Below are 18,988 nucleotides of genomic sequence, written 5' to 3'. Positions count from 1 at the left end.
GCCAAAAGAAACGGGCCTCTTGCGAGGCCCTGTTGAGTGGAAAAGCGGAAGGAAGAGCGGCGCCACGATGGGCGCCCACTCGTCAGGCGGCGATCGCCTCCTCTTCCTTGGAGAGGTTCACGGCCGACTTCTTCTGAGCCGGCACGTAATCCGGATCCATCAACTCGGCTGGCATCTCATCCATAACCTTGTCGAGATAGATGAAGTCGCGACGTGGCGAACCGGCGCGCATCACCTGCACAAGCGCCACGCCCTGCATCGAGGTCAGGGTGGCGAAGTCGGCCCGATAGAGCAGCGGCTTCTCTTCCCAACTGCCGCCGATGATGCAAGGGTTGAACCCCAGGTCATGCTCAATCGTGCGGTCCAGGGGGATTCCACCGACATCCCGGAACCCACCCGCGCCCCGACGCAACAACGTCTGCATCCACCGACGCAACGGATGCGCTTGCTCGAACAGCGGGCTTTCCAGACACTTGATCGCACCAGCGGCGAAGTCGATGCCGATCGAGCCATCCGTCGAGCCGAATTGCCAAGTCGTGCCGATTCGCTGACTGACCCATTCGATCGTCTGAAAACTGGTCTTCAAGACGATGAAGGACTGGAAGCTGTCGAGGAAGGCTTCGGTCTTGTTCGTGTTGGTCGAGGTTTGGCGGATCGACTCGATCGTCTGCGAGCAGCACACGAAGTAGCAGCCGAGCTGGCGTGAAATGCTCGAAATCTCCATTTCCGCATCGGACAGCAGGATCTGGCATTCATCGATCACGCACAGCAAGGGCTTGGCGGTGGGATCGGCTTTGCGCCAGTCACCATCGGCCCGGCGCCGCACCTCGTTGAACACGCGGTTTTTCAGGAACGCGGTGGCGACGGAACCCGAGCGACCGAAACGCGTTTCGGGCAAGTTGATGCCGACGTGACGGCCGTGCAGGCAGTCTTCCACTTTCACCCCATGCTCGGCCTGCGCCCAGCCCAGGAGCTCTTCCGAACCCAGCACGACCGTCAACCAACTGCTGAACGTCGTGAAGATGCTACCGCGGACATTCGCCGGCTGCGCGGGCAGCTGGGACAGGAAGTAGTGACGCGCTTCGGCCAGCAAGCCTTCTTCACCCTTGGGGTGATTGGCTTTCAAGTAATCGAGGAACACTTGCAGAGTCTGCTTGCTGTCCTTGCGCGCGAACTTGTCTGCGTCGGCCGCGGCGGCCTGGTCCTCGAATTTCGAGGGTTCGTCGGCCAGTGCATCCGCACCGGCCAGGCCCATAACGGCCACGTGCAAGTGGTTGTGCAGCGTCCAGTGCCACTGACACCGCTCGGCCGGCGTTTCCTCAGCTTCTTGCATGTCCACCAGGGCGCGCAAGACCACGGCCGAGTGGCGGCACATGTCATAACCCAAGTCCGCCCACATGCGCGAGTCGCCCTTGGTGCTGTCTGAAATGAAGATCTGCGACAGGGTCCGCGAAACGTCCGAAGGCGTCATCCCTTCATAGAGACCCACGATGCAACCTGGGATGGACGGATCCACGAGCAGGTAGTTTTTCAGCCCGGCAAATTCGAGCGCGAGGCTCCCCTTGCCGTCCATAATCAAGGTTCCGCCCACCTTGGATTTGATCCACGCGACGACCACGGGTCGGATGATCGAAGACGTCTTGCCGCGACCGGTCGAGCCCAGCACCAGCAAATGCGTGGCAATGTCATTGACGCTTTGTTGCATCGGGAGCCCAGCATCCGGCGCCCACGCGTCTCCGCGACCCGTGAACTCACCCTGGGCCGTGCCGTAAACGATCAGCGGGCTTGCGTCGAGCGACGCACGCTTGGCCTGAGCGGCGCGACCTTCGATGTGCTTCAAGGGGAGCGAGCTGAACTCGAAACTATGACGCCCCTGCACAGCCAAGCGCTTGGCTCGGCGAAGGTCTTCGCTGATCGCCCAGAACGCGGGCAACAGTGCGCCCGGAAGCGCCAACACGACGGGCTTGAGAATCGCCGGCACGTGGGCAGCGATCAGCAACACGACCATGAGCCCCACAAGCGAGCCGACCATGATCCGAGCGCCGCGCAAACCGCCATACAACACCGCCAATGCAACCACGACACCGCCAATGATCAGCGGTATGCGGCCGCCGCTGTTGATCATCTGCATCACGCGAACCGCCGCCATCGTGTAGCCGAGTGCGGGCAAGACACCGGCAAGGAATACAGCCACACACCCCCACGTGAATTTTTCCGTCGCCGTGGCGATGAGAACCCCCAAGGCCAAGATCGCTGCTGAGATGGGCAGCGTCACCCAGGTGTGGGCAACGAGGACATTGAGCACGCCCAGCAGGGACAGCAGACCGAACAAAAGCGGAATGCTGGCTGGGAACGCACCCAACACCAGATCCTCTTGCAGCATGTGACCGGCCACACGCCCCTGCTGGCCCGTGATCGGATCCGGCTTGGTGCGATAGAAGCGGCCTTTGATGTCGCGCATGTCATGCGCCAACACCGCCCACACGCCCTTCTTGGCCTCGATATAAAGCTCTTTATCAGCCGGATCCTGGTCCGGCTTGCGCTGACCCTGCGGCACATCCCAGCGGGTGGCCAAGTTCAACGCTTCGGTTTTTGCGCGAGCAATCTGCTCGGAGATCCCGAGCCAGCAGCCCATTTTGATGACGTCGAGTGACATGGTAGCGCTCCGGGTCAGTGAATTGCGTGGAAGATGGGGTTGAGGCCCGCAAGCAGGACCAAGGCGATGACCACGGTCGCTACGCTGGTCAGGATCCCCAGCCGCACCAGAAGGCCTCGGCGCACGGCATCGACCATGAGTCGATTGCGCTGCGTGACGAACTGCTGCATCTCGCCCACGGTGGGCACCTGGCGGTCGCCCTTCTCGAAGTAGAAATCGGGTGGCATTTTCATCGACTCGGGGGTGCCGATGAAGAAGCAGCCGAGCCGGTGCAAGACTTTGGAAGTGAGTGAGGTGGTGGACATGAGAGAACTCCTGGGCGATACAAAAAATCTAGGCGTCTGCTTGTGACTGTCAAGGCCGCCGATCAGTGGCCTTGGCTCTTCTTGAAATAGTCATTGAGCTTCTGGTCCTGCTCGCTTTCCCATTTCGATTTTTCAGGCTTGTAATTCGGGTTCATCGGATTGAAGGTTTTCGGCTTCAAGTGATTCATCGGGCCATCGACGGCCTTCGTGCGCACTGGCGGGACTTTCACCACCGGCTGGACCTGAGCCACTGGTGCCGGTGCCACGGGCACGGGCACAGCCACCGGAGGCGCCGGCACCGGAGCGGCCACCACGGGTGCCTCAACCACTGGTTTCACGGGGGCGACGGGAGCCGCTTCCACGGGAGCGAGAGTGGGTGCCGGAGCCGCGGCCACTTCGGGCGGGATGATGGAACGGTGGGCGCGCCACTCGATGCCGGCGCAGGCGAGCACCGCCACGACGGCCACACAGGCACACACCTGCTTACACGTTTTGCCGACAGTCTGGCCACGCAATCCCGCAAGCCGGGTCTTCAACCCCGCAGCGGCCACTGAGGCGGCCTGGCCAGCCTGCTTGGCGCGGGCGTGTGCAATCGCCTTGGCCTTCTGAGTCGCCTCTTTGGCGGCGGCCTTGGCCTCCTCACTCACCAGTCCTGCGGGTGCTGGGGCCGAGACGGGCGTGCCAGCAGGCGTGGACCAATCGTCATCGTCCACGGCCGAGCTCACGGGAGGGGCCACCACCGGCGCCGGAGCGGCGGGCGCGAAGTCATCATCGTCGAATGGGTTGCTGTTCATGAGGCCAAACCTTCTTGGGAGGCGGGATGTGTGAGGGCGTGCCGAAGCCGGGCGAACCAGCGGCGAGCGGATGAGGTGGGTGGGTGTGGGCGTGCGGCCTCGGCGGCCGCCACGATGGCTTCGGAGACTTGGGTGGCGATCCCGGTATGCACCGCCACCGCCAGCGCCTGGCGCGGATGCTCAGCCAGCGTTTGGCGGATGTCATCGCGCGGGCGCTCGCAGAAATTCGTGACCACACGGCGCATCGAAGCGAACTGGGCCTCGTGCTTCCGGGTCCACGTCGGCCGAGCGCGGGCGGCGGTGTCCAGTTGCTCAGCGGCCTGGCCGATCGCTTCGCGCACGGTGATGCCGGAGCGGCTGGCCAGGATGCGGGCTTGCGCATACACCGCTTGAATGAGCCAGCTGACGGACAGGCCCTGGCCGCGGGGACCGTTCGACAGCATGTCGTCGAGCCACGCCGGATCCAATGGGTTGGAGGAGCCGTTCGTGTTGAACACGATCAACGACTCGTGGTTGTGCGCTTGCAGAGCGACCAGATCGACCAAGTCGTCCAGGCCTTGGTCATCCAGCGAGACGGACTCGGGATCGTTGATCTCGCGCACCCAGCGGGCAACCATGCGTTCGGCTTCGCGCTTTGATGTAGCGGCTTCGTCCACCTGGACGGTGGGACGGACGATCGAGGAAGTCTTGCCGCGATCATGCACGTCTTCGGCGGCTGGAAGCGCCATGGGCGCCGCCGCAGTGAATTCACCGCTCGTGTCGTTTCGGCTGACCCACCACCCTTTGCGACTCCATTTATCCAGCAGGTATTTCCCCCTGTTGAAATCGATGCGCAGTTCCCCGCAATGAGGCGCGGCATCGATATAGAAGCTCGTGGCCGATTGCGCGGCCCGCATAGCGGCATAGAGCTGAATTTCATCGGTGCGCGTGGGCTGGCTCACGGTTGCGGCTCCTGGTGGGCCGGCGCCAAGGGCCGCACGTAGTGCCCCTGGTCGTCGGCAATGGCGATGGTGTTCATGAGCAACGCGTATTCGCGCTCGGTCGCATCGAGCAGGAACGGCAACCATTGCTGGCTGACTTGCACGGCGAGACTGAGCGCAAACATCACTTGGCTCCTGCGACAGCGGGAACGGGACTGATCACCAGGGCCGGCGTGCGGGCATCGGCCTCGATCACCTTCACCGTGGATCCAGCTTTCAACCCGGCGTGCACCCGAGCCGCAATCCAGGTGCGCAAGCTCGCGGGACCTTGCACCGTGATGGTTGTCGGCTCACTCGCCTGGTCTGCCAGCTTTGTTGCTTTGTCGAGCACGCGGCCGATGTCGGCGGCGTGGGCCTTGACCTTGGAAGCCGGCAAGTCGATGGTCAGACGATCGAGGGCCTGGACCTGCTCGGTCTTTCCGGTCGTGTCGTTCTTCGCGGCCACTTCCTTCGTGGCAACCGTGGCGACCACGCCCGGAGTCTGCTCGACTTCGGCCTTCGTCTTCTGCGCCTCGGCGAGCAAGTGCTTGTGAATTTGCACACTCGCCACACCGCCGACCACGGCACCGGCCGCGCACCCGCGCAACATGTCGTGGCCGCCACCCATGAAACGGGCGAGGACAGCGCCACCGGCACAACCGATGATCGCGCCACCGGTGGCGGACTTCGTGGTGTCGTTCTTGGATCCGAAGAGGCCGCCCACTTTTTGCGTGGCGGTGTCCATCGACGCGCAACCGCTGGTGACAGCGAGAGCGGCGGCGAGCGTGAGCGCCAAGGTGGCGCGGAAGGGGATGCGGTGGTTCATGTGGGGATACCTATCTATATATGAGTGGAGGAAGGAGGAGCGGTGGAGCTGGCCTGCTGGGGATCAGGCTTTGAGTGCGGGATGGCTCAGGCGCAATCCGCGGGGTAGAACTCTTCGCGGTCGGCGGCTTCACGGTTGCGCCGGTCCAGATCCACGGCGGCGCCCAACAACACGAAGGCGGCGAGCGCGCCATAGCCGGAAGGCGGAATGTTGAAAGTGCTGTCCAGAAGACCCAGGTGCGAGAGCACCAGGCCGGCGATGAGGACGAAAGCGTTGGCGATGGTGAGGGCGGTGAGGGCGGTGAGTTTCATGGGGTGTGTCCTTGGTTTGAGGTGAAAGTGAAGAGCGTTGAAGCGGGTGATGGGGAACGGAGAGATCAGTCAATTTGCGTAGATAGATCGCTCAACGACATGATCTGAACTTCGGCATCTGGCGCCCATGGCTTGTCGTGGATCCGCAGATGGAAACCATCACCCCGCGTGTCCAGCCATTCCTGTCCGGTCAGTGGCCGATAAATCTCTTGGCCGAACGACTTGGTGATGTCGTCCAGTTCTTCGCCACGAAGGGAGTAGCCGGCTTCAACCAGTGCGGTGAGCAACGCGAAGCCCGTGATCGGACCGTCGCTGAAAAGGACGCGCATGATGCTCAACCCTTGAATGAAGCTCTGCGCGTCCACAAACTTCGGATCCGCACCGGCATCGAGCGCGGCGAATATCTCGTCGCGCAGCACAGCAGCCTCTTCTTGGCACTTGGCCGGGTAGCCTTCACGCAGCAATGCGATGAGGCGGTCCCAAGCTTCGACCAAGGTCTCAGTGGCGGCCTCGTCGGCGGTCTCCCTGAGGACACGATTGGCCGCGAGGGCCGCAAAGAATTTCAACTCGGCCTGAAAAACCAGGTCCAGGAAGGTCGGAGCCGGAGGTGGCTCAACCGCCCAGTCCCGCATCACGTAATAGCCCTTGGCCCGGTCGAACTTGTGGGTGCCGAGAAAGAAGGTGAGAAATCTTTTTGTGGGCTTGTTCATGGCGTGCGTCCTGTCGATGGGAGGGATCAGGATTGGGAAGGGTCGTTGTGCTCGGCGAGCTTTTGCTTGACCCGCGGGATGATCGTTTGCCAAATGACGTCGAAGGCGAACGGCGAGAGAATGTCCGCGCGGAGGGTGAGCTCACTGATAGTGAGTTCACGGTCGGGAGTGACAGGGCCAAGCAACCGAGCACGTTCATGGGCCATGCGCGCGGCTTCGAGTGAAAACATGGTGACGTTGTTGCCCACCTCGGTAGTCATCTTCTGTTTCATCACCACGCGCAGACGGTCAATTCGCGTGTCCACCGGTGCCGTCTCGATGACGTCCCGCACTTTCACAAACCATTTCGCTGATTGATAACTGTATGAATTTGTATCGGCGAGAAGATCGCGCATCGCTTGGTATTCGGCCGATGTCGGCACGTCGGGCTTTCGGATGAGTCGTGAAAGGAAGTTCATGGTGTGTTCCTCAGAGGTCGCCGCGTGGAAGATCAGCCAGCCGCGGCGCCTTGGCTGACTTCGTGGGTTTGGTTTCGATCGGAGCCGCGGCCCCGATGACGTCAATGAAATCCGCCATGCGCTGACAGCTCAGCTCGTCGGCGGCCTTCGAGGCCGCGACCTGGCCGCGCAGCAGTGAGGTGGCTTCCAGGCGCAACGCGGTCATCGCTTCGGCGGTGATGCTTTCGACGACTTCACGCATCAGCGCAGCGTGGCTCTCAAAGCTCAGCCGGAGGTCGAGGCCTTCGCGCAGGATGCGAGAACGGTTCGACGGCTCGCCCTTCGCCAACGCTTCGACGCGTTGCATCGTGGCGGGATCGAGGCGGAGGTGGATGCCGTTCTGACGACGCATGTGGATGAGGTCTCGAAGGGGAAAAGGAACCGAAGCGATCGCTTGGGATACCTTCAACCTCCCAAAATTCCTAGGACTGTCAAGGCCACGGTGGCCACCCGTTGAAAATGAGGCCGCGCAAGGGTTTGTGCGGAATCAGCGTGGGGTGCGGCCACCCACGCGCTTTTGAATGGCTACCCGTTTCCGCAGAAATGGCCACCCACGCGGAACCGCATGGCGGTGGGGTTTGCAGGCTGTTTGCCGTGCGCAGGGGCACCCTGACGGCCACCTCCAAGGGAGCGTCAGGTGTATCGACCTTGTTTCTGGCACAAGATCAGAGACCAAAGCTTCAATAGTCTCGGAGCGGCCAGAACGCACAAGGTCCAAAAGTTTCAGTCTCAGGCTCTTGCGTCGAAATTTTCCAAGGCCTTTACGTCCCAAAGGTTTCCTCTACGCTTTTGGTTAAGTCGACTCAACTCGCAAGGTTCCCCCATGCCCACACCCTCCGTTCCCTCCCCCGCTCTCTTGAAGTCCCGCGCGCAAAAGGAACACTGGCGCCTCAATCACACAGGCAAGGATCGCGCCCTTCTGAACGCGTTGCTCCCTCTGCCCATCGTCCGTGAATGTGATCACGAGGCTGAGCGCCTGGGTCTCTCGCGCGCGGCCTATGTGGCCGGTTGCCTCGCCTTGGCTTCTGAGTTTTCGGATCAGATCGTGCTGAGGGTCCGCCTGCTCGAACGGCAACATGGCGTCCGTTTCCGCACGCCCGCGCTCCCTGCTTCACACACAAAGGGAACCCCGGCCCACCGCACGCAAGGCACCCCATGACCCCGCTTTCGCCGGATCACCTGCTGGCCTTCATGGACGCCACCGCCGCACTCCGAGCGAAGGGTCCCCCGGTTCAAACGTGGTTGCGTCAGCGCGTGCTCACGCGATCAGGGAACCATTGTTGGCTGTGCGGCGAGGAAGCCTTGGCGGTCGTTCCCCTGTTTTCGCCCGCGTTGGGCGGTCAGAAAACCGAACGCAATCTGGCGGCCGTGTGCTCGTCCTGTCGTGTGCTTTTGCTCGATCAGGACCCGCTGTCGGTGTCATGGGAAGGTGGAAATCCGCTTGCCGAAGGTCATCAGGCGCAGCGGCTGGATGCACTGGCCCCGGCCGCCCAACATGCCGTGCCCGGGGCCGCTCAACGCTCCGTGGCCGTGTGCACCGACTGGCTCAGCGAACACCGGTGGCGCCATCCACGCGTCGCGGTTTCTTGTTTACATGCGCATGAGGAAACTTGGCTGGCCCCGATCGCGGCAACGCCAGGGATGGCCTGGGCCACGCTGGCGTTAAGCGCAAGGGCGGCCGGTGCGCATCCGGTGAAACTGCTGCCCAGCGTGCTGGCGGTGGACTCGTCTGAGTGGGAAGGGTTGGCTTGGACGCTCATCGAGCGCGGCGCCTTGTTGAGGCGGGTGCACGTGGCCGGTGTGGCGGAGCCTGAGGCAACCGCGGGAAATGGGGAGCGGAAACCGGGGCCGGGCGCCTGGGATGAACTGTTTCATGGGGTGCAGCAGGCGGCCCGCGGACGGCCGGCGAAAGCGCGCACGGGATTTGGCCACCGGCAGGCGGCGGCATGAGCGGGCGGGCTCAGAAATACGAACGGCGGTCGCGTGTGCTCTACGCGCTGTTGTTCGAGGCCGGCCAGGTCTACATCGGCCAGACCACGGACGCGAAGCGACGGGAAAAAGAACACCGGCGAGCCTGGGCGGCCCCGTTCCGGTTTGCGCAACTGGAAGAAATGACAGGGACGCAACGCGAGGCGGAAGACCACGAATATGCGTGGCGCCACCGGGCCGCCAGCGCCGGTTATGTGGTGGTCGCGAAGTCCTGGGCTGGGGCAACCTTTGTCGTGACAGACACGCGCAACCGCATGGATGAGGCGCGTTGGGCAATCGTGAGGCGGTTGCGCTGGCCCAGGGAACTGCGCATGAGGCGGCCGTGGGCGTGGTTCTGGAACTGGATCGCGTGGCAAGGGGGAGCCGTGGCGGGCGTGGTGATGGGGCTCCGCGTGGTGTGGTGATGCGGAACCCTTGGGCGGGTGCCCACGCCGATCACGGATGCGTGTTGATGGTCTTCGTGGCTAGGGGTCTATTCCCCCTGGTCCTGGTCCTCTTCCGCTTCAATCAAATCTTTCACGCAACGGGGCAAGTCCTCGATCAAGTATTCCCCGCCGTCGTCACCATCTCCTTCCCAGACCCGCCCATCCTCGACCATGTCCAGAGGCCACATCTGAAACAGGGTCCCGTTCTCTCGCGTTCGCGTGTCCTCCAAGATCACTTCATCATCCACTGAAAGTTCCATCACCATCAGGTCACGCGTGGCCGAACTCCAATAGAAACCGGGCGACTGGACTTGCTCCGCCAACTCCGCCATCGCGTCCTTCAACGAGTCCGCCTCGATCTCCAGGACCTCTGTTGAGCGGTGCACCAGTTCACTGATTTCGAGTTTGTATGTGGGCATTTCATTCTCCTAACAATCGATTGAACTTGTGGGTCAGGCGTCCCCATCCGCTATGTCTTTCCGCTTGCGCCCACCCTTCTTTTCAGCGGAGGTGGGTAGTTTGGTCTCAGGCTTAACGTCCAATATCTTCTGTTCACCAATCCACTTCTGCACCTTGTTTTCCATCGCGGAAGCATCAGCGATAAGACCGTTCGCGAGCTTGCAGTCAGCACAATCTTCCTGCGAGCAGGTCGCTTTTTGATGAATCGCCCATTGTTTGCCACCATGAATCACGTCACTCTCCTATTGACGGTTGTCCTGGAAAAGAAGACGCCCGGATGAGCGCCTTCTCTCTTTCACTGGTTATGCGGGCAGACTGTCCAGCTGATCATCCCACACGCGGCCCAAGGCCGAGTCGATCTTCAACCCGGCCGCGCTGACCACCTGGAACGACCGAACGTCGAGCGCCCGGTTGCGCTCGAATTCGCACAACGCCCGGACGTCATGAGCGAATGCATTGAAATGCTGATCGGAGACGAGCATGTATTTGTCATGCATGAAACGGATGTCCCGGTCGATGTTGGCCGGGTCGTTGCGCTGGTTCACGAGACGGGCCACCCAGTGCAGCTGCGGATCAAGAAACAGACTCATAAATAATCCTCATAGGGACTGACGGACAGTGGCTCCTGCCCGCTTGAAGCACGCGGCGGATTGACAAGTTCAATCCGAAAATTGAGGCATCGGGTCACCTCCGACGTGGGGTCAGATGCATGGCGGTCAGTTGTGGGGAGTATTCGCCGGGTTGCGCTGCAGCGCGTGGAACGTGGCGACAAGGTTTGACGGTTCGGCGCGTGGGCCGTGAAGGCAGCGAGCTGGCAATCATCCACCACGCTGCGGCTCCATTCTCGCTCTCGCTCGCGAGAAAAGTAAAGTCGCCGGCCGGCACGGTGGCCAGACCAGCGACAGGTTTTTCAAGCGGCGCTGTTGGTCTCAGTCCTCCCCGATCAGCATGATCGTTCCCACGGGTTCAGCGTCGTCGCCCGGCCCAATCAGCATCCAGAGTGCGGTTTCGATGATGCGGCCGGTGCCATCGTTGGCGATCGCTTCCACGGCAAAATAGATCCGGTCGCCCGACTCGTCCGTGTTCCCCTGCCCCTGCCTGCGGATCAGGGCCTTGGCTTCATGAAGCGCGGCGGTCAACACGGCGGTTTCTCGCATCGCCTGGATTTCAGCGAAGCCCGGATCCGTCTCGTCCCAATCGATCAGTGAATTCCAGACAGCTTCGGTCACCACGACGGGCACATTGAAGCCCATGGCCTGGGCGCGGGGAACGGCCACCAGCACGCCATCTTCCAACGCCTGGGCGCGGGTGTAAGCGTAGATCGTGGGCATGTCGGCAAATGGGTTGCTGCGGTCGGTCATGGTCTGTTTCCTCTTCGGTAGTTGCTGGCCCTGAAAGGGCAGCGGGTGCGAACACGCTGCCGATGGCAGACCGCCCGCCCGGAGAGAGGCGCGGTCAAGAGCAGAAGAGAGGGGCTTGGCGCGGGATGGAGCCGGCTGGTGCGGACGCGAAGCGGCTCGGTGCCGGCGACTGACACGGGCCCTGATCGACTCTTGATCGGAGAAGCCGAGCGTGAGGGTTGCTTTTGCTCTTGTTGTGCCGCGGGATCGCATCGCGCGGGGCCGGCCGTTGGCCGGCGAAGATCAAGAACGCTGGGTGATAAGCAAGGCAGGAAAACCCGTCGCAATCCGTGAGAATGGTCGGCGTTAATCTGTTTGTGCGCTGGGGCTGCTCCCCCTGTCAGCATCCAGCGCACCGCCGCAAAGGCGGCCGGACCCCTGAGCGATCAGGGGTCCTTTTTTGTTGCCGTGTGCCTTGCGCTCGTGCGCCCCTGGTGCCTAGTCTGCGCGTGCCGACCCAAAGAGGCGGCCTCACGACAAGAAAAAAGGAGACACGAAAATGGGCGATTGGTCAGAAGCGATGGAAGACGGCATTCTTTGCCGGGGGTGCGCCGGGGTGATCTACGGATCCGTGAGCATCGGTGGCTATTGCCCCGAATGCGCGGGCCGCCAAGGTGCGGTGGACCAGGGGAAACTTGGGCCGGCGTGGGTGCCGGACAACGGCCAGGATCGAACACCGCGCACCTGAGCGGCGCTGTCCTCGGCGTCCGATAAGAATTGGCCATTGAGCGCCCCAGCCCGAGCGAGGCTGGGGCCTGGTGGTGGCTGCGCTCGTGATCTGCCAGTGCGCGAAGTGGGGTCAGGCGCGTGGGCGATCGGGTGGGTAAGCCAAGGGCTTATCCATGCGTCGTCCATCCGGCTGTCCCTGCGGTGCCGAAGGCATCGGGCACGGTCAGCTCCTTTGGCACCGCAGCATCCAGCGATCGTTTGCAACGGCAGGCAATTCTATCCTTCGTCCAGGCGCCAGTTTCTACGGCTGCCGCGTTTCGTCGCTCCTCTGTCTCGCCGCCTTTCATTCCTATGCGTGTGGTCAGCCTCCTCGCGAACTCTCATTTTCTTGTCAAAAGAGTTATCGATGTATCGCTTCACGGCCGGAGTGAATCCACCCTTCCAAAACATCTTTCGACCCGCGGTATCAGCGTGGATTGGAAAGCCCGAAGGTGCCAGGGCTTTGGTCAGCACCGCTTCCTCATACGCCTGGTCAGTCATGCTGGTGAGATGCCAATAGCCACAGGAAGGGCATTGGTAAGCGTGATCTTCATAACCACATTTTCCGGCCCCTACCGGCTCTCCTTCTGATATTCGATAGGTTCTCACCTCATTCAATCCGATGTTGGCGACCTCTTCCGTCAAATAGCGTCTTTTCTTGCAATGCTTGCGCCGCCGTTGATGGTGAATGATTGTTAGTTCGTTGATTAAGTTGTTCATGGTGTTGTCTCGATGGAACGCTGAGCCGCTGGGATTCTGTTGTAAACGGTCTGCCGGGACACCCCCAGCTTCTCCGCCACCTGGCGCACGGTCAGGCCAGGGTGCCCCGGCACGCTGAGCTTCATCCGATGCTTCTGGCGGGGAAAGGGCGGAAGACGCAAGTGGCCGCGCAGGACGTTCACCGCGCGAACGGTCAACCCCATGCGCTGGGCGACCTCGGGCGCGCTGAGGCCCTGGCAATAGAGCTTGGCAAGCCTGCGCATCCGAAACGCGTTGGTTGTAGGGATGCGCAGGATGTGGATGTAGTGCGACACGTGGTGGGCACTCAGGCCCACGGTTTCGCTGATCGACGGGAAGTCGCCGCCGCGGATCCGCCCTTTCACGATGCCTTTGACCTGACGCTGGGTTTCATGGTCAAGGTCTTTGTAGCGTTCCCAGCCGTCGACCGGCATGCGCGGCAGATGCTTAAAGCCGTGGTGCTCGCGCCATGCGTGGCCATTCGGGTGATACATCTTCATGTTCGCCTCCCAAAAAGGCCCCGGTTGCCCGGGGCTTCTTTCCTCAGGCCGCCTTGGCCGCTGTATCTGCGAGCAGGACGAACAGCTCATCCTGCTCGAAGTCTTCCAGACCCTCCGGTTGTTCGAACTCAACCGAGTTGTCGTCATCATTGACGAAGACTTCGATCTCGAATTCATTCTCGCCATCGCTGACCACAACATTCCATTTCGAAACATCGCGGTCGAGGTCGTCGTTGTGATCAAGCTTGGTGCTAGAAATTAGAGTGAATGACATGGTGTTCTCCTGGGCTATGGGTGCCCCGTCTGGGCTCCCTATGACTACAATCTAACGAAAAATAAGAGTTGCGCAAGCCCTTTTCAGCAAAATAGTCGAGATAATTTGATCTTTTTTTGCGACACGTTGCGTCAGGATTTCCCTACACATCCGGCGCCTTTCAAGCGCGGCTTGCCCGCGCTGCGCCCCTGCTCTTCCGCTTTTCACACCAAGCTGGCCGCGGGAGCGGCCACACCTCTTGCACACTCCCAATCACCGCCAGGTCCAAGCCGCCTACCTGATCATTCGATTTTGCGCAGGTATTGATAGGCGGGCTGGCCGGACTGTCGATCCGTCACTTCGACGCGATCCGCTGAAAGTGTCTTTGCGGCCACATGCTGGGAAGCAAGGTTGTCCACCCCAACAATCGCTTCAATGAAAAACGGCGTGAGGCGCGCACGTGTGAAACCGTGTTGCATTTCAGCGATCGCCGCTTTGACCAGGGACGTAGCCAGGCCTTGGTTTCTACGCGTGTCTGGCACCGCATATCCGATCTGGAAACAAGGCCGTCCTTCGACGGGATCGCAGCCCACAAATGTGGCAAAAGCGATCACTGTTCCACCATCCACCTGGACATACGTGAGCCGCATCTCGCCGTTCGGTTGATCCGCATGCACAAAGACATCGGGATTGAGCGCCCCGGGTTGAACGGCAATCTCGCCTTGGCTCAGCGCTTGCTGAAACGAGGTCAGGGCAGCATAGGGATCAGTCATCGCAGGCACGGCCGTCTCCTTGGTCAGTGGTCTGAGGAAGCCTCGCCCATTTTCTCCACTCCGACAAGGCCCATGTCGCCGCACCGGGCGCAAATGCAGTAGCAGCCCAAGGCCTTGATCGAGGCGCCCGTGTTGAGTGAAACTGAGGGCGAATCCGGCAGAGCCGAAAGCTCAGCCGCACGTGGAGGAATCCACTGTTCTCCAACGAAATGGGAGACCCACATGGCCACCAGCGCCTTGCAGACGTATTCGTCTTTTTTCCAGTGCCTCTTTGATCAGCCGGACAGGCCTGGTGATCGGTTCTACGGCGCCTTTTCCGTGTTTCGGGCCATCGACTCACGTGATGTCGAACAACGCCCAACGCACCTTCCCCATATCCACGACTTTGCAGTGATCTGGGACGATGACCATGACACCCGCATCATTGCCGTAATTGAAGAAATGTTGATGGCCGGCCTGTTGCCGGGTGTCCAGTTCATAGGGGAGCACAAAGGCAGCCTCACGGTCATCCTGGCGGCCCGGACCTATTGGAAGATTGACGTTGAGGCTTACACGAAACGCGTTGAGGCCTTAACCGGCGCCGTGGGCGACTTCTGGAACGTGCGATTGGGCATGTATGACCACGGCAAAGGAAACCTGCGGATCGGGCACCAGTGCGACTTCCAGGAAATCCTTGGATTGGATGGGGAAGCGGAGCACGCGTTCCTCTACACCATCGACTCGATGTGGAACCTGGGCACGAAGGAATGGACCTGCGCCGATGTGCCTGAGGTGCCGCTGCCGCCGGGCCAGTTCTTCGCCCCACGCAATCGCTACAAAATGCGCCGCTCCCAGCTGCGCTAAGCGGAAGGCATCCCTCAGTTTCGGCTGTTCGAGCTTGGAAACGGCGCACCCGGACCGGCCGCCGCATCAAAGCTGGCCGGTTCCCCATTCAGCCGGGCGATGTGGTCCAGCTCATCGTCGGTTGCGTCAGCGGTTTTCAGTTCAAGGTTCATCCGGACTTCTTCATGCCGACTTGCGAGCACGTAAGCCGTGCGGATGAGCAGGTTTGGATCCATGGGGTGCATGCACGTGGCCAATTCTGCGGCCTCATCGGTCACCTCATCGTCGTCGTTGAGAAGGGCTTGGTCCTGGCGAATCAGCATGCCCATGAACGCGGCCGCTTCGTAATCGACCGCCTGAGCGTTGGGGTCATGGAAGATCGGGGGTTGTTGCCGATGTTCTTCTCGAAGGCGGCCAGGCCTTCCAGGTAGGTCTGAGCAGCGGCGCGCCGGTGTTGGGTCAAGGTCTTGGTCATGGTCATGGTCATGGTCATGGGTGGTCTCGCGATGGGTAGAGTGATCGTGGGGGCGGAAGGGCCAGGTCTCCCCAGCCCCATCTGGGCCCGTTTAGGCGCCAAGTTCGATTGAGGCGATCTCGTCTTGGTCCCTCCGCGAATACGCCTTGAACAGATCCAAGCGTTCTGCCGGAGTCGCCGCTGCCATCAACCCCATTGCCTCGCGCACGATTGCGCTATGTGTCAGCTCATCATCGCTGTCGGTCATTTCGGCTTCTATGGCATACAGGCCATCTGGATCCTTGATGCGATCGGCCAAGCTGAAATCTTGGAAGTGGTCGTTTCCTTCCATGTGAGGGATCAGGAACGCGGCGGCATCATTGAGTCGGTTATCGAAGTGAGACATGGTGTTTCCTCTGGATTGTGGGTGCCCCGTTTGGGCTCCCTATGTCTACAATCTAGCGAAAAATAAGAGCTGCGCAAGCCCATTTAACCAAAATAGACAAGATATTTGCCCTCATTTTTTCGACGCGTGAAGCCAGGTTTTCCCTACACGCCAAGGGGCGCCTCTCGGCGCGGCTTGCCCGCGCTGCGCCCCTGCTCTTTCGCTTTTCACACCAAGCTGGCGTTGATGACGGCTTCCCAATGCTCCGCTGACTCACGCCAGCTCTTGAAGCCACCTGCACCGCCTTCGCTATAAGGTGCTTTGAGCAGATCACACAACAAGACTTGAACCAGTGCCACAACTTGGCACATCTGGATCGGAGTCATAAGTGAAATAAAGCTCTCTTCGAAAGTTACATACCCCGATCGGCTCAGGCGTGCTCGAACGATTTTTGTGTCCCCTGAATCCATGAAACTGATCGCAAACGTGCGCATGACAAACCACCGCGCCTCGGAAGGCAGCTCTTCAATGGAAAGAACGCTTAATTTTCTGCTCATGTGTTTCTCCTGGGTTATGGGTGCCCCGTCAGGGCTCCCTATAAGTCCAACATAGAGGAAAAATCCAGGTGCGCAAGGCCGTTTTCGATCTATTTTTGCGACAAGATCAGTCAGGATTTCCCTACACATCCGGCGCCTTTCAAGCGTGGCCAAGCCACGCTGCGTCCCTGCTCTTCCGCTTTTCACACCAAGCTGGCCGCGGGAGCGGCCCACCTGGCGCTGCCCCACCGCTGCGCTCAGTCCAGGTTGGCCGGCAACACCAGCAGCCGCTTCTTGTGTTTGCGCAGGTGTTCCAGGGCGAATTGGGCCAGGCCCAACAGCACACCGGTGAAACTGCCCTGCACGATCAGGCCATTGATCCGCGCGCGGATGTCCTCGGGGACACCGATGCGGCGACGGCCCTGCTTGTGCCAGGCGGGCAGCGGTGCCGCAAGAGTGATGGTCAACTTTTTGCCCGGCTCCACGGACAGTCGTGAGCACACCTTGCCCTCGCCGCTCGCGTTGCTGTCTGGCGTGATCGTGGCCGCACCGGGCGTCTGTTCCAGCACGTCGATGGCGTAGTCGGCCAGTGCGATGATCGCCGAAGACCAGTTGCTTTCGCCAGTCGCATCCCGCGCCTGCCGTTCCAGGTTCGGCGGCAGGGAGAACTGACCATCACGGGAGGTCGCGGTCGGGATCCGGGCCGCCATGATCACTTGGCCCGCGCCCCCGGAGACTTCAAACCGGAACGTGGAACCGGGCGGCATCGGGCGCGCCTCAGCTTTCGTGGGCCGTTGCGTGCGCCCATCCTTTGCCGGGGCCGCAGCCGCCTTCGTGATCCAGGCGCCGGCTTTCTTCGCGGCAGGCTTCGCAGTCGTTTTTTTGGTCGTGGCCATGGGGTCGATGATAGCGTTCATGCGGCCTCCCCGGGAACCCGAACAGGGAACCCTGCCCGCGCCAACACGGCGTCGACCACCGGCTGAAACTCGGCCCGCGCGGCCTGGGCGTTGCGCAGCCCGGCGTCCTCGTCCCAGATCGTGGCGCCCACGCCATACGCGCTGGCAAAAATGGCGCGATCGCTCAGCGCCAGGGTGCCCGGCAATTGGGCCAGCAGGCGGCGGGGCTCAGCGCGATCGAGGCGCACCCTGTTGGCGACCAACACCGGTTTGCGCTTGCGCAGCACGTCGAGCGCCCGGCGAGCCGAGAAATAGGTGCCAGGATCCAGGGTCGTGGGGATGATCACCTGCCCGTCGGTCACCCGTGCCGGTCGCCCAGGCGCATGGTCGATCAGGATCACGTCGAAATCCTCCGGGCGCCGGGGCATCGCGGGCGACACCATGAAACTGGTGGGTCGATCGCAGTCACGGGCTTGGGCGGCCCAGCGCAAGGCGCCCCCATCGTTCCCGTTCGGGTCGTAATCGACGACCAGGACACGCCCATGTTGAGCGAGGGCGCCGGCAAGCGTGAGGGCCAGCATGGTTTTGCCACTGCCGCCCTTTGGCGAGTAGCAGTGAAGAACGCGGTGGGGGTTCATCGTTTTTTTGCTCCGGTGAAGCGCAGGCCGCTTTGTGGACCCATGCGCTTGTTGAGGAAGTGGAAGAGGTCGACGGCGTTCACGCGGCCGCCTTGCGCACGCGTTCGCGCCATGGCACGTAACCGCCCACCGGGACATGGGTGGCACTGCGCGCACGTTTCACCGGTCGCACGTCCCCTTCTTCGTAATCGAAGCCGCTCGGGTTCGGTTCGGGCCAGGTGCCTTGGCGTGCCAGTTCCTGCATCGCATCACGCAGGCACTTCGGCGAATGCCCTTCGCAATACTCGGTGGGCATGTGGCCCAAGGCATCGCGAGCGAGCGGGGACGCACCGGCGGAAAGCAGGATCTTGATGATCAGCTCAGCGTCCGCGGGACGGCAGAAACCGGGGCCGGCTTTCATTCCATACACGCGGCAAGCCACATGCAAGGGCGTCAGACGGAAGGCACTGGCAGCGTTGAGGTCTTCGCCGGCCACCATGGCAGCCACCACGGCATCGACGTTGCTGTTGAGGATCGCCTGGAAGATGGGCCGGGTTTCCGGCTGGACGTCGATGGCGGCTTTGGGGATGAAAGGCTGAAAGAGAGGCATGGTCGTGGTCTCGATGGGTGGGATCAGGCAACCGCCATGCTCAGCGGCATGGGGTCGGCGTAGCCGCGTGCGGAGGCGCGCAGGTTCAAGTCGAAGAGCCGCAGGTCGGGTTCCACTTCGCTCGGGTGCGCGACCTTGTATTCGATGGCGCGCAGGCTGGTTTCGGAGTAGCCGGCGTCGGCCAGGAGGTTGCGCACGAAATCGGAACGGAACGGCCAGGGTTCCTGGGCGACGGGGATGGGGGAGCCGTCCAGGGTGCGGTCAGCGTCAGCGATGCGGGTGTGGCTATGGAAAATCATGGTCGGCTCCTGGGGGATATGACGGGTGCCCTGTCTGGGCTCCCCATACTTTGAACATAGTCGAAC

General features: G+C 61.6%; 29 protein-coding genes. 3 read left to right on the top strand and 26 right to left on the bottom strand.

The features are described 5' to 3' along the window. Positions 1 to 82 precede the first annotated feature (82 nt). The 10 genes from ASG87_RS10350 to ASG87_RS10315 all read right to left on the bottom strand — a co-directional run bounded on the left by ASG87_RS10350 (position 83) and on the right by ASG87_RS10315 (position 7,410). Positions 83 to 2,656 (bottom strand): type IV secretion system DNA-binding domain-containing protein, encoded by a 2,574-nt coding sequence (locus ASG87_RS10350; RefSeq protein ID WP_056004659.1) that lies wholly within the window; start codon positions 2,654 to 2,656, stop codon positions 83 to 85. A 14-nt stretch (positions 2,657 to 2,670) separates the two neighbouring features. Then, positions 2,671 to 2,961: a hypothetical protein gene (locus ASG87_RS10345; protein ID WP_056004658.1), complete on the bottom strand. Its 291-nt coding sequence runs from the start codon at positions 2,959 to 2,961 to the stop codon at positions 2,671 to 2,673. A gap of 62 nt (positions 2,962 to 3,023) precedes the next feature. Continuing rightward, positions 3,024 to 3,755, bottom strand: coding sequence for a hypothetical protein (locus ASG87_RS20640; protein ID WP_200949062.1), 732 nt, complete (start codon positions 3,753 to 3,755; stop codon positions 3,024 to 3,026). Next, positions 3,752 to 4,696, bottom strand: coding sequence for a hypothetical protein (locus ASG87_RS10340; RefSeq protein WP_056004657.1), 945 nt, complete (start codon positions 4,694 to 4,696; stop codon positions 3,752 to 3,754). Before ASG87_RS10340 ends, ASG87_RS20640 begins: the two co-directional genes overlap by 4 nt. Continuing rightward, positions 4,693 to 4,860: a hypothetical protein gene (locus ASG87_RS20105; protein ID WP_157511028.1), complete on the bottom strand. Its 168-nt coding sequence runs from the start codon at positions 4,858 to 4,860 to the stop codon at positions 4,693 to 4,695. Before ASG87_RS20105 ends, ASG87_RS10340 begins: the two co-directional genes overlap by 4 nt. Next, entirely contained in the window at positions 4,860 to 5,540 is a 681-nt protein-coding gene (locus ASG87_RS10335) for a hypothetical protein (RefSeq protein ID WP_056004656.1), read from the bottom strand. Before ASG87_RS10335 ends, ASG87_RS20105 begins: the two co-directional genes overlap by 1 nt. 86 nt (positions 5,541 to 5,626) lie before the next feature. Further along, positions 5,627 to 5,851 carry a hypothetical protein gene (locus ASG87_RS10330; RefSeq protein WP_056004655.1) on the bottom strand — a complete coding sequence of 75 codons (225 nt, stop codon included), beginning with the start codon at positions 5,849 to 5,851 and terminating at the stop codon, positions 5,627 to 5,629. 65 nt (positions 5,852 to 5,916) lie between these two features. Beyond that, positions 5,917 to 6,561, bottom strand: a complete 645-nt coding sequence (locus ASG87_RS10325) for a hypothetical protein (RefSeq protein ID WP_056004654.1) — start codon at positions 6,559 to 6,561, stop codon at positions 5,917 to 5,919. Between the two features lie 26 nt (positions 6,562 to 6,587). After that, entirely contained in the window at positions 6,588 to 7,019 is a 432-nt protein-coding gene (locus tag ASG87_RS10320; protein ID WP_157511027.1) for a hypothetical protein, read from the bottom strand. A gap of 10 nt (positions 7,020 to 7,029) precedes the next feature. After that, positions 7,030 to 7,410: a hypothetical protein gene (locus tag ASG87_RS10315; protein ID WP_056004652.1), complete on the bottom strand. Its 381-nt coding sequence runs from the start codon at positions 7,408 to 7,410 to the stop codon at positions 7,030 to 7,032. An 803-nt stretch (positions 7,411 to 8,213) separates the two neighbouring features. Here ASG87_RS10315 and ASG87_RS20100 point away from each other — a divergent pair. Both ASG87_RS20100 and ASG87_RS10305 read left to right on the top strand, forming a co-directional pair. Beyond that, positions 8,214 to 9,008, top strand: a complete 795-nt coding sequence (locus tag ASG87_RS20100; RefSeq protein WP_157511026.1) for a hypothetical protein — start codon at positions 8,214 to 8,216, stop codon at positions 9,006 to 9,008. Between the two features lie 35 nt (positions 9,009 to 9,043). Beyond that, positions 9,044 to 9,451: a GIY-YIG nuclease family protein gene (locus ASG87_RS10305; RefSeq protein ID WP_157511025.1), complete on the top strand. Its 408-nt coding sequence runs from the start codon at positions 9,044 to 9,046 to the stop codon at positions 9,449 to 9,451. Between the two features lie 68 nt (positions 9,452 to 9,519). Here the strand turns inward: ASG87_RS10305 and ASG87_RS10300 are convergent, their stop codons facing one another. The 8 genes from ASG87_RS10300 to ASG87_RS20080 form a co-directional block, all read right to left on the bottom strand. Next, positions 9,520 to 9,891 (bottom strand): hypothetical protein, encoded by a 372-nt coding sequence (locus ASG87_RS10300; protein WP_056004649.1) that lies wholly within the window; start codon positions 9,889 to 9,891, stop codon positions 9,520 to 9,522. A 33-nt stretch (positions 9,892 to 9,924) separates the two neighbouring features. After that, complete coding sequence (locus ASG87_RS20095; protein ID WP_157511024.1) at positions 9,925 to 10,164, bottom strand: hypothetical protein; 240 nt, start codon at positions 10,162 to 10,164, stop codon at positions 9,925 to 9,927. Between the two features lie 69 nt (positions 10,165 to 10,233). After that, entirely contained in the window at positions 10,234 to 10,521 is a 288-nt protein-coding gene (locus ASG87_RS10295; RefSeq protein WP_056004648.1) for a hypothetical protein, read from the bottom strand. Between the two features lie 339 nt (positions 10,522 to 10,860). Further along, positions 10,861 to 11,292 (bottom strand): DUF6573 family protein, encoded by a 432-nt coding sequence (locus tag ASG87_RS10290; protein ID WP_056004647.1) that lies wholly within the window; start codon positions 11,290 to 11,292, stop codon positions 10,861 to 10,863. Between the two features lie 984 nt (positions 11,293 to 12,276). Next, positions 12,277 to 12,759, bottom strand: coding sequence for a hypothetical protein (locus ASG87_RS20090; RefSeq protein ID WP_157511023.1), 483 nt, complete (start codon positions 12,757 to 12,759; stop codon positions 12,277 to 12,279). After that, positions 12,756 to 13,277 carry a helix-turn-helix domain-containing protein gene (locus tag ASG87_RS10285; protein ID WP_056004646.1) on the bottom strand — a complete coding sequence of 174 codons (522 nt, stop codon included), beginning with the start codon at positions 13,275 to 13,277 and terminating at the stop codon, positions 12,756 to 12,758. Before ASG87_RS10285 ends, ASG87_RS20090 begins: the two co-directional genes overlap by 4 nt. A 43-nt stretch (positions 13,278 to 13,320) precedes the next feature. Then, positions 13,321 to 13,551 (bottom strand): hypothetical protein, encoded by a 231-nt coding sequence (locus tag ASG87_RS20085; protein ID WP_157511022.1) that lies wholly within the window; start codon positions 13,549 to 13,551, stop codon positions 13,321 to 13,323. A gap of 281 nt (positions 13,552 to 13,832) precedes the next feature. Beyond that, positions 13,833 to 14,303: a GNAT family protein gene (locus tag ASG87_RS20080; RefSeq protein WP_235499626.1), complete on the bottom strand. Its 471-nt coding sequence runs from the start codon at positions 14,301 to 14,303 to the stop codon at positions 13,833 to 13,835. 222 nt (positions 14,304 to 14,525) lie between these two features. On the opposite strand from ASG87_RS20080, the gene ASG87_RS10275 reads away from it, so the two are divergent. Further along, complete coding sequence (locus ASG87_RS10275; RefSeq protein ID WP_056004644.1) at positions 14,526 to 15,146, top strand: hypothetical protein; 621 nt, start codon at positions 14,526 to 14,528, stop codon at positions 15,144 to 15,146. A gap of 14 nt (positions 15,147 to 15,160) precedes the next feature. Here the strand turns inward: ASG87_RS10275 and ASG87_RS20075 are convergent, their stop codons facing one another. The 8 genes from ASG87_RS20075 to ASG87_RS10245 form a co-directional block, all read right to left on the bottom strand. Further along, a complete protein-coding gene (locus tag ASG87_RS20075; RefSeq protein WP_157511020.1) occupies positions 15,161 to 15,454 on the bottom strand; it encodes a hypothetical protein in 294 nt (97 codons plus the stop codon). After that, positions 15,442 to 15,618 carry a hypothetical protein gene (locus tag ASG87_RS20070; protein WP_157511019.1) on the bottom strand — a complete coding sequence of 59 codons (177 nt, stop codon included), beginning with the start codon at positions 15,616 to 15,618 and terminating at the stop codon, positions 15,442 to 15,444. The genes ASG87_RS20075 and ASG87_RS20070 overlap by 13 nt, the downstream gene beginning before the upstream one ends. Before the next feature lie 73 nt (positions 15,619 to 15,691). After that, positions 15,692 to 15,985, bottom strand: a complete 294-nt coding sequence (locus ASG87_RS10265; protein WP_056004642.1) for a hypothetical protein — start codon at positions 15,983 to 15,985, stop codon at positions 15,692 to 15,694. A 206-nt stretch (positions 15,986 to 16,191) separates the two neighbouring features. Beyond that, the gene (locus ASG87_RS20065) at positions 16,192 to 16,521 is read right to left on the bottom strand and encodes a hypothetical protein (RefSeq protein WP_157511018.1); all 330 of its coding nucleotides are present in this window, start codon (positions 16,519 to 16,521) and stop codon (positions 16,192 to 16,194) included. 236 nt (positions 16,522 to 16,757) lie between these two features. Continuing rightward, complete coding sequence (locus ASG87_RS10260) at positions 16,758 to 17,417, bottom strand: hypothetical protein (RefSeq protein ID WP_157511017.1); 660 nt, start codon at positions 17,415 to 17,417, stop codon at positions 16,758 to 16,760. Next, a complete protein-coding gene (locus tag ASG87_RS10255) occupies positions 17,414 to 18,034 on the bottom strand; it encodes an AAA family ATPase (protein WP_162258352.1) in 621 nt (206 codons plus the stop codon). Before ASG87_RS10255 ends, ASG87_RS10260 begins: the two co-directional genes overlap by 4 nt. 79 nt (positions 18,035 to 18,113) lie before the next feature. Beyond that, positions 18,114 to 18,623: a hypothetical protein gene (locus ASG87_RS10250; protein WP_056004639.1), complete on the bottom strand. Its 510-nt coding sequence runs from the start codon at positions 18,621 to 18,623 to the stop codon at positions 18,114 to 18,116. 23 nt (positions 18,624 to 18,646) lie between these two features. After that, the gene (locus ASG87_RS10245; RefSeq protein ID WP_056004637.1) at positions 18,647 to 18,922 is read right to left on the bottom strand and encodes a hypothetical protein; all 276 of its coding nucleotides are present in this window, start codon (positions 18,920 to 18,922) and stop codon (positions 18,647 to 18,649) included. Between the last annotated feature and the right edge of the window lie 66 nt (positions 18,923 to 18,988).

Source organism: Frateuria sp. Soil773 (assembly GCF_001428405.1).
Taxonomy (GTDB): Bacteria; Pseudomonadota; Gammaproteobacteria; order Xanthomonadales; family Rhodanobacteraceae; genus LMSL01.
This window is presented reverse-complemented; position numbering and strand designations above follow the sequence as displayed.

Excerpts from the sequence above, each read along its gene's own strand:
- ASG87_RS10350 (WP_056004659.1), bottom strand. The coding sequence starts at position 2,656 with ATGTCACTCGACGTCATCAAAATGGGCTGCTGGCTCGGGATCTCCGAG.
- ASG87_RS10345 (WP_056004658.1), bottom strand. The coding sequence starts at position 2,961 with ATGTCCACCACCTCACTCACTTCCAAAGTCTTGCACCGGCTCGGCTGC.
- ASG87_RS20640 (WP_200949062.1), bottom strand. The coding sequence starts at position 3,755 with ATGAACAGCAACCCATTCGACGATGATGACTTCGCGCCCGCCGCTCCG.
- ASG87_RS20105 (WP_157511028.1), bottom strand. The coding sequence starts at position 4,860 with ATGTTTGCGCTCAGTCTCGCCGTGCAAGTCAGCCAGCAATGGTTGCCG.
- ASG87_RS10335 (WP_056004656.1), bottom strand. The coding sequence starts at position 5,540 with ATGAACCACCGCATCCCCTTCCGCGCCACCTTGGCGCTCACGCTCGCC.
- ASG87_RS10330 (WP_056004655.1), bottom strand. The coding sequence starts at position 5,851 with ATGAAACTCACCGCCCTCACCGCCCTCACCATCGCCAACGCTTTCGTC.
- ASG87_RS10325 (WP_056004654.1), bottom strand. The coding sequence starts at position 6,561 with ATGAACAAGCCCACAAAAAGATTTCTCACCTTCTTTCTCGGCACCCAC.
- ASG87_RS10320 (WP_157511027.1), bottom strand. The coding sequence starts at position 7,019 with ATGAACTTCCTTTCACGACTCATCCGAAAGCCCGACGTGCCGACATCG.
- ASG87_RS10315 (WP_056004652.1), bottom strand. The coding sequence starts at position 7,410 with ATGCGTCGTCAGAACGGCATCCACCTCCGCCTCGATCCCGCCACGATG.
- ASG87_RS20100 (WP_157511026.1), top strand. The coding sequence starts at position 8,214 with ATGACCCCGCTTTCGCCGGATCACCTGCTGGCCTTCATGGACGCCACC.
- ASG87_RS10300 (WP_056004649.1), bottom strand. The coding sequence starts at position 9,891 with ATGCCCACATACAAACTCGAAATCAGTGAACTGGTGCACCGCTCAACA.
- ASG87_RS10295 (WP_056004648.1), bottom strand. The coding sequence starts at position 10,521 with ATGAGTCTGTTTCTTGATCCGCAGCTGCACTGGGTGGCCCGTCTCGTG.
- ASG87_RS10290 (WP_056004647.1), bottom strand. The coding sequence starts at position 11,292 with ATGACCGACCGCAGCAACCCATTTGCCGACATGCCCACGATCTACGCT.
- ASG87_RS20090 (WP_157511023.1), bottom strand. The coding sequence starts at position 12,759 with ATGAACAACTTAATCAACGAACTAACAATCATTCACCATCAACGGCGG.
- ASG87_RS10285 (WP_056004646.1), bottom strand. The coding sequence starts at position 13,277 with ATGAAGATGTATCACCCGAATGGCCACGCATGGCGCGAGCACCACGGC.
- ASG87_RS20085 (WP_157511022.1), bottom strand. The coding sequence starts at position 13,551 with ATGTCATTCACTCTAATTTCTAGCACCAAGCTTGATCACAACGACGAC.
- ASG87_RS20080 (WP_235499626.1), bottom strand. The coding sequence starts at position 14,303 with ATGACTGATCCCTATGCTGCCCTGACCTCGTTTCAGCAAGCGCTGAGC.
- ASG87_RS10275 (WP_056004644.1), top strand. The coding sequence starts at position 14,526 with ATGGCCACCAGCGCCTTGCAGACGTATTCGTCTTTTTTCCAGTGCCTC.
- ASG87_RS20075 (WP_157511020.1), bottom strand. The coding sequence starts at position 15,454 with ATGGGCATGCTGATTCGCCAGGACCAAGCCCTTCTCAACGACGACGAT.
- ASG87_RS20070 (WP_157511019.1), bottom strand. The coding sequence starts at position 15,618 with ATGACCATGACCATGACCATGACCAAGACCTTGACCCAACACCGGCGC.
- ASG87_RS10265 (WP_056004642.1), bottom strand. The coding sequence starts at position 15,985 with ATGTCTCACTTCGATAACCGACTCAATGATGCCGCCGCGTTCCTGATC.
- ASG87_RS20065 (WP_157511018.1), bottom strand. The coding sequence starts at position 16,521 with ATGAGCAGAAAATTAAGCGTTCTTTCCATTGAAGAGCTGCCTTCCGAG.
- ASG87_RS10260 (WP_157511017.1), bottom strand. The coding sequence starts at position 17,417 with ATGAACGCTATCATCGACCCCATGGCCACGACCAAAAAAACGACTGCG.
- ASG87_RS10255 (WP_162258352.1), bottom strand. The coding sequence starts at position 18,034 with ATGAACCCCCACCGCGTTCTTCACTGCTACTCGCCAAAGGGCGGCAGT.
- ASG87_RS10250 (WP_056004639.1), bottom strand. The coding sequence starts at position 18,623 with ATGCCTCTCTTTCAGCCTTTCATCCCCAAAGCCGCCATCGACGTCCAG.
- ASG87_RS10245 (WP_056004637.1), bottom strand. The coding sequence starts at position 18,922 with ATGATTTTCCATAGCCACACCCGCATCGCTGACGCTGACCGCACCCTG.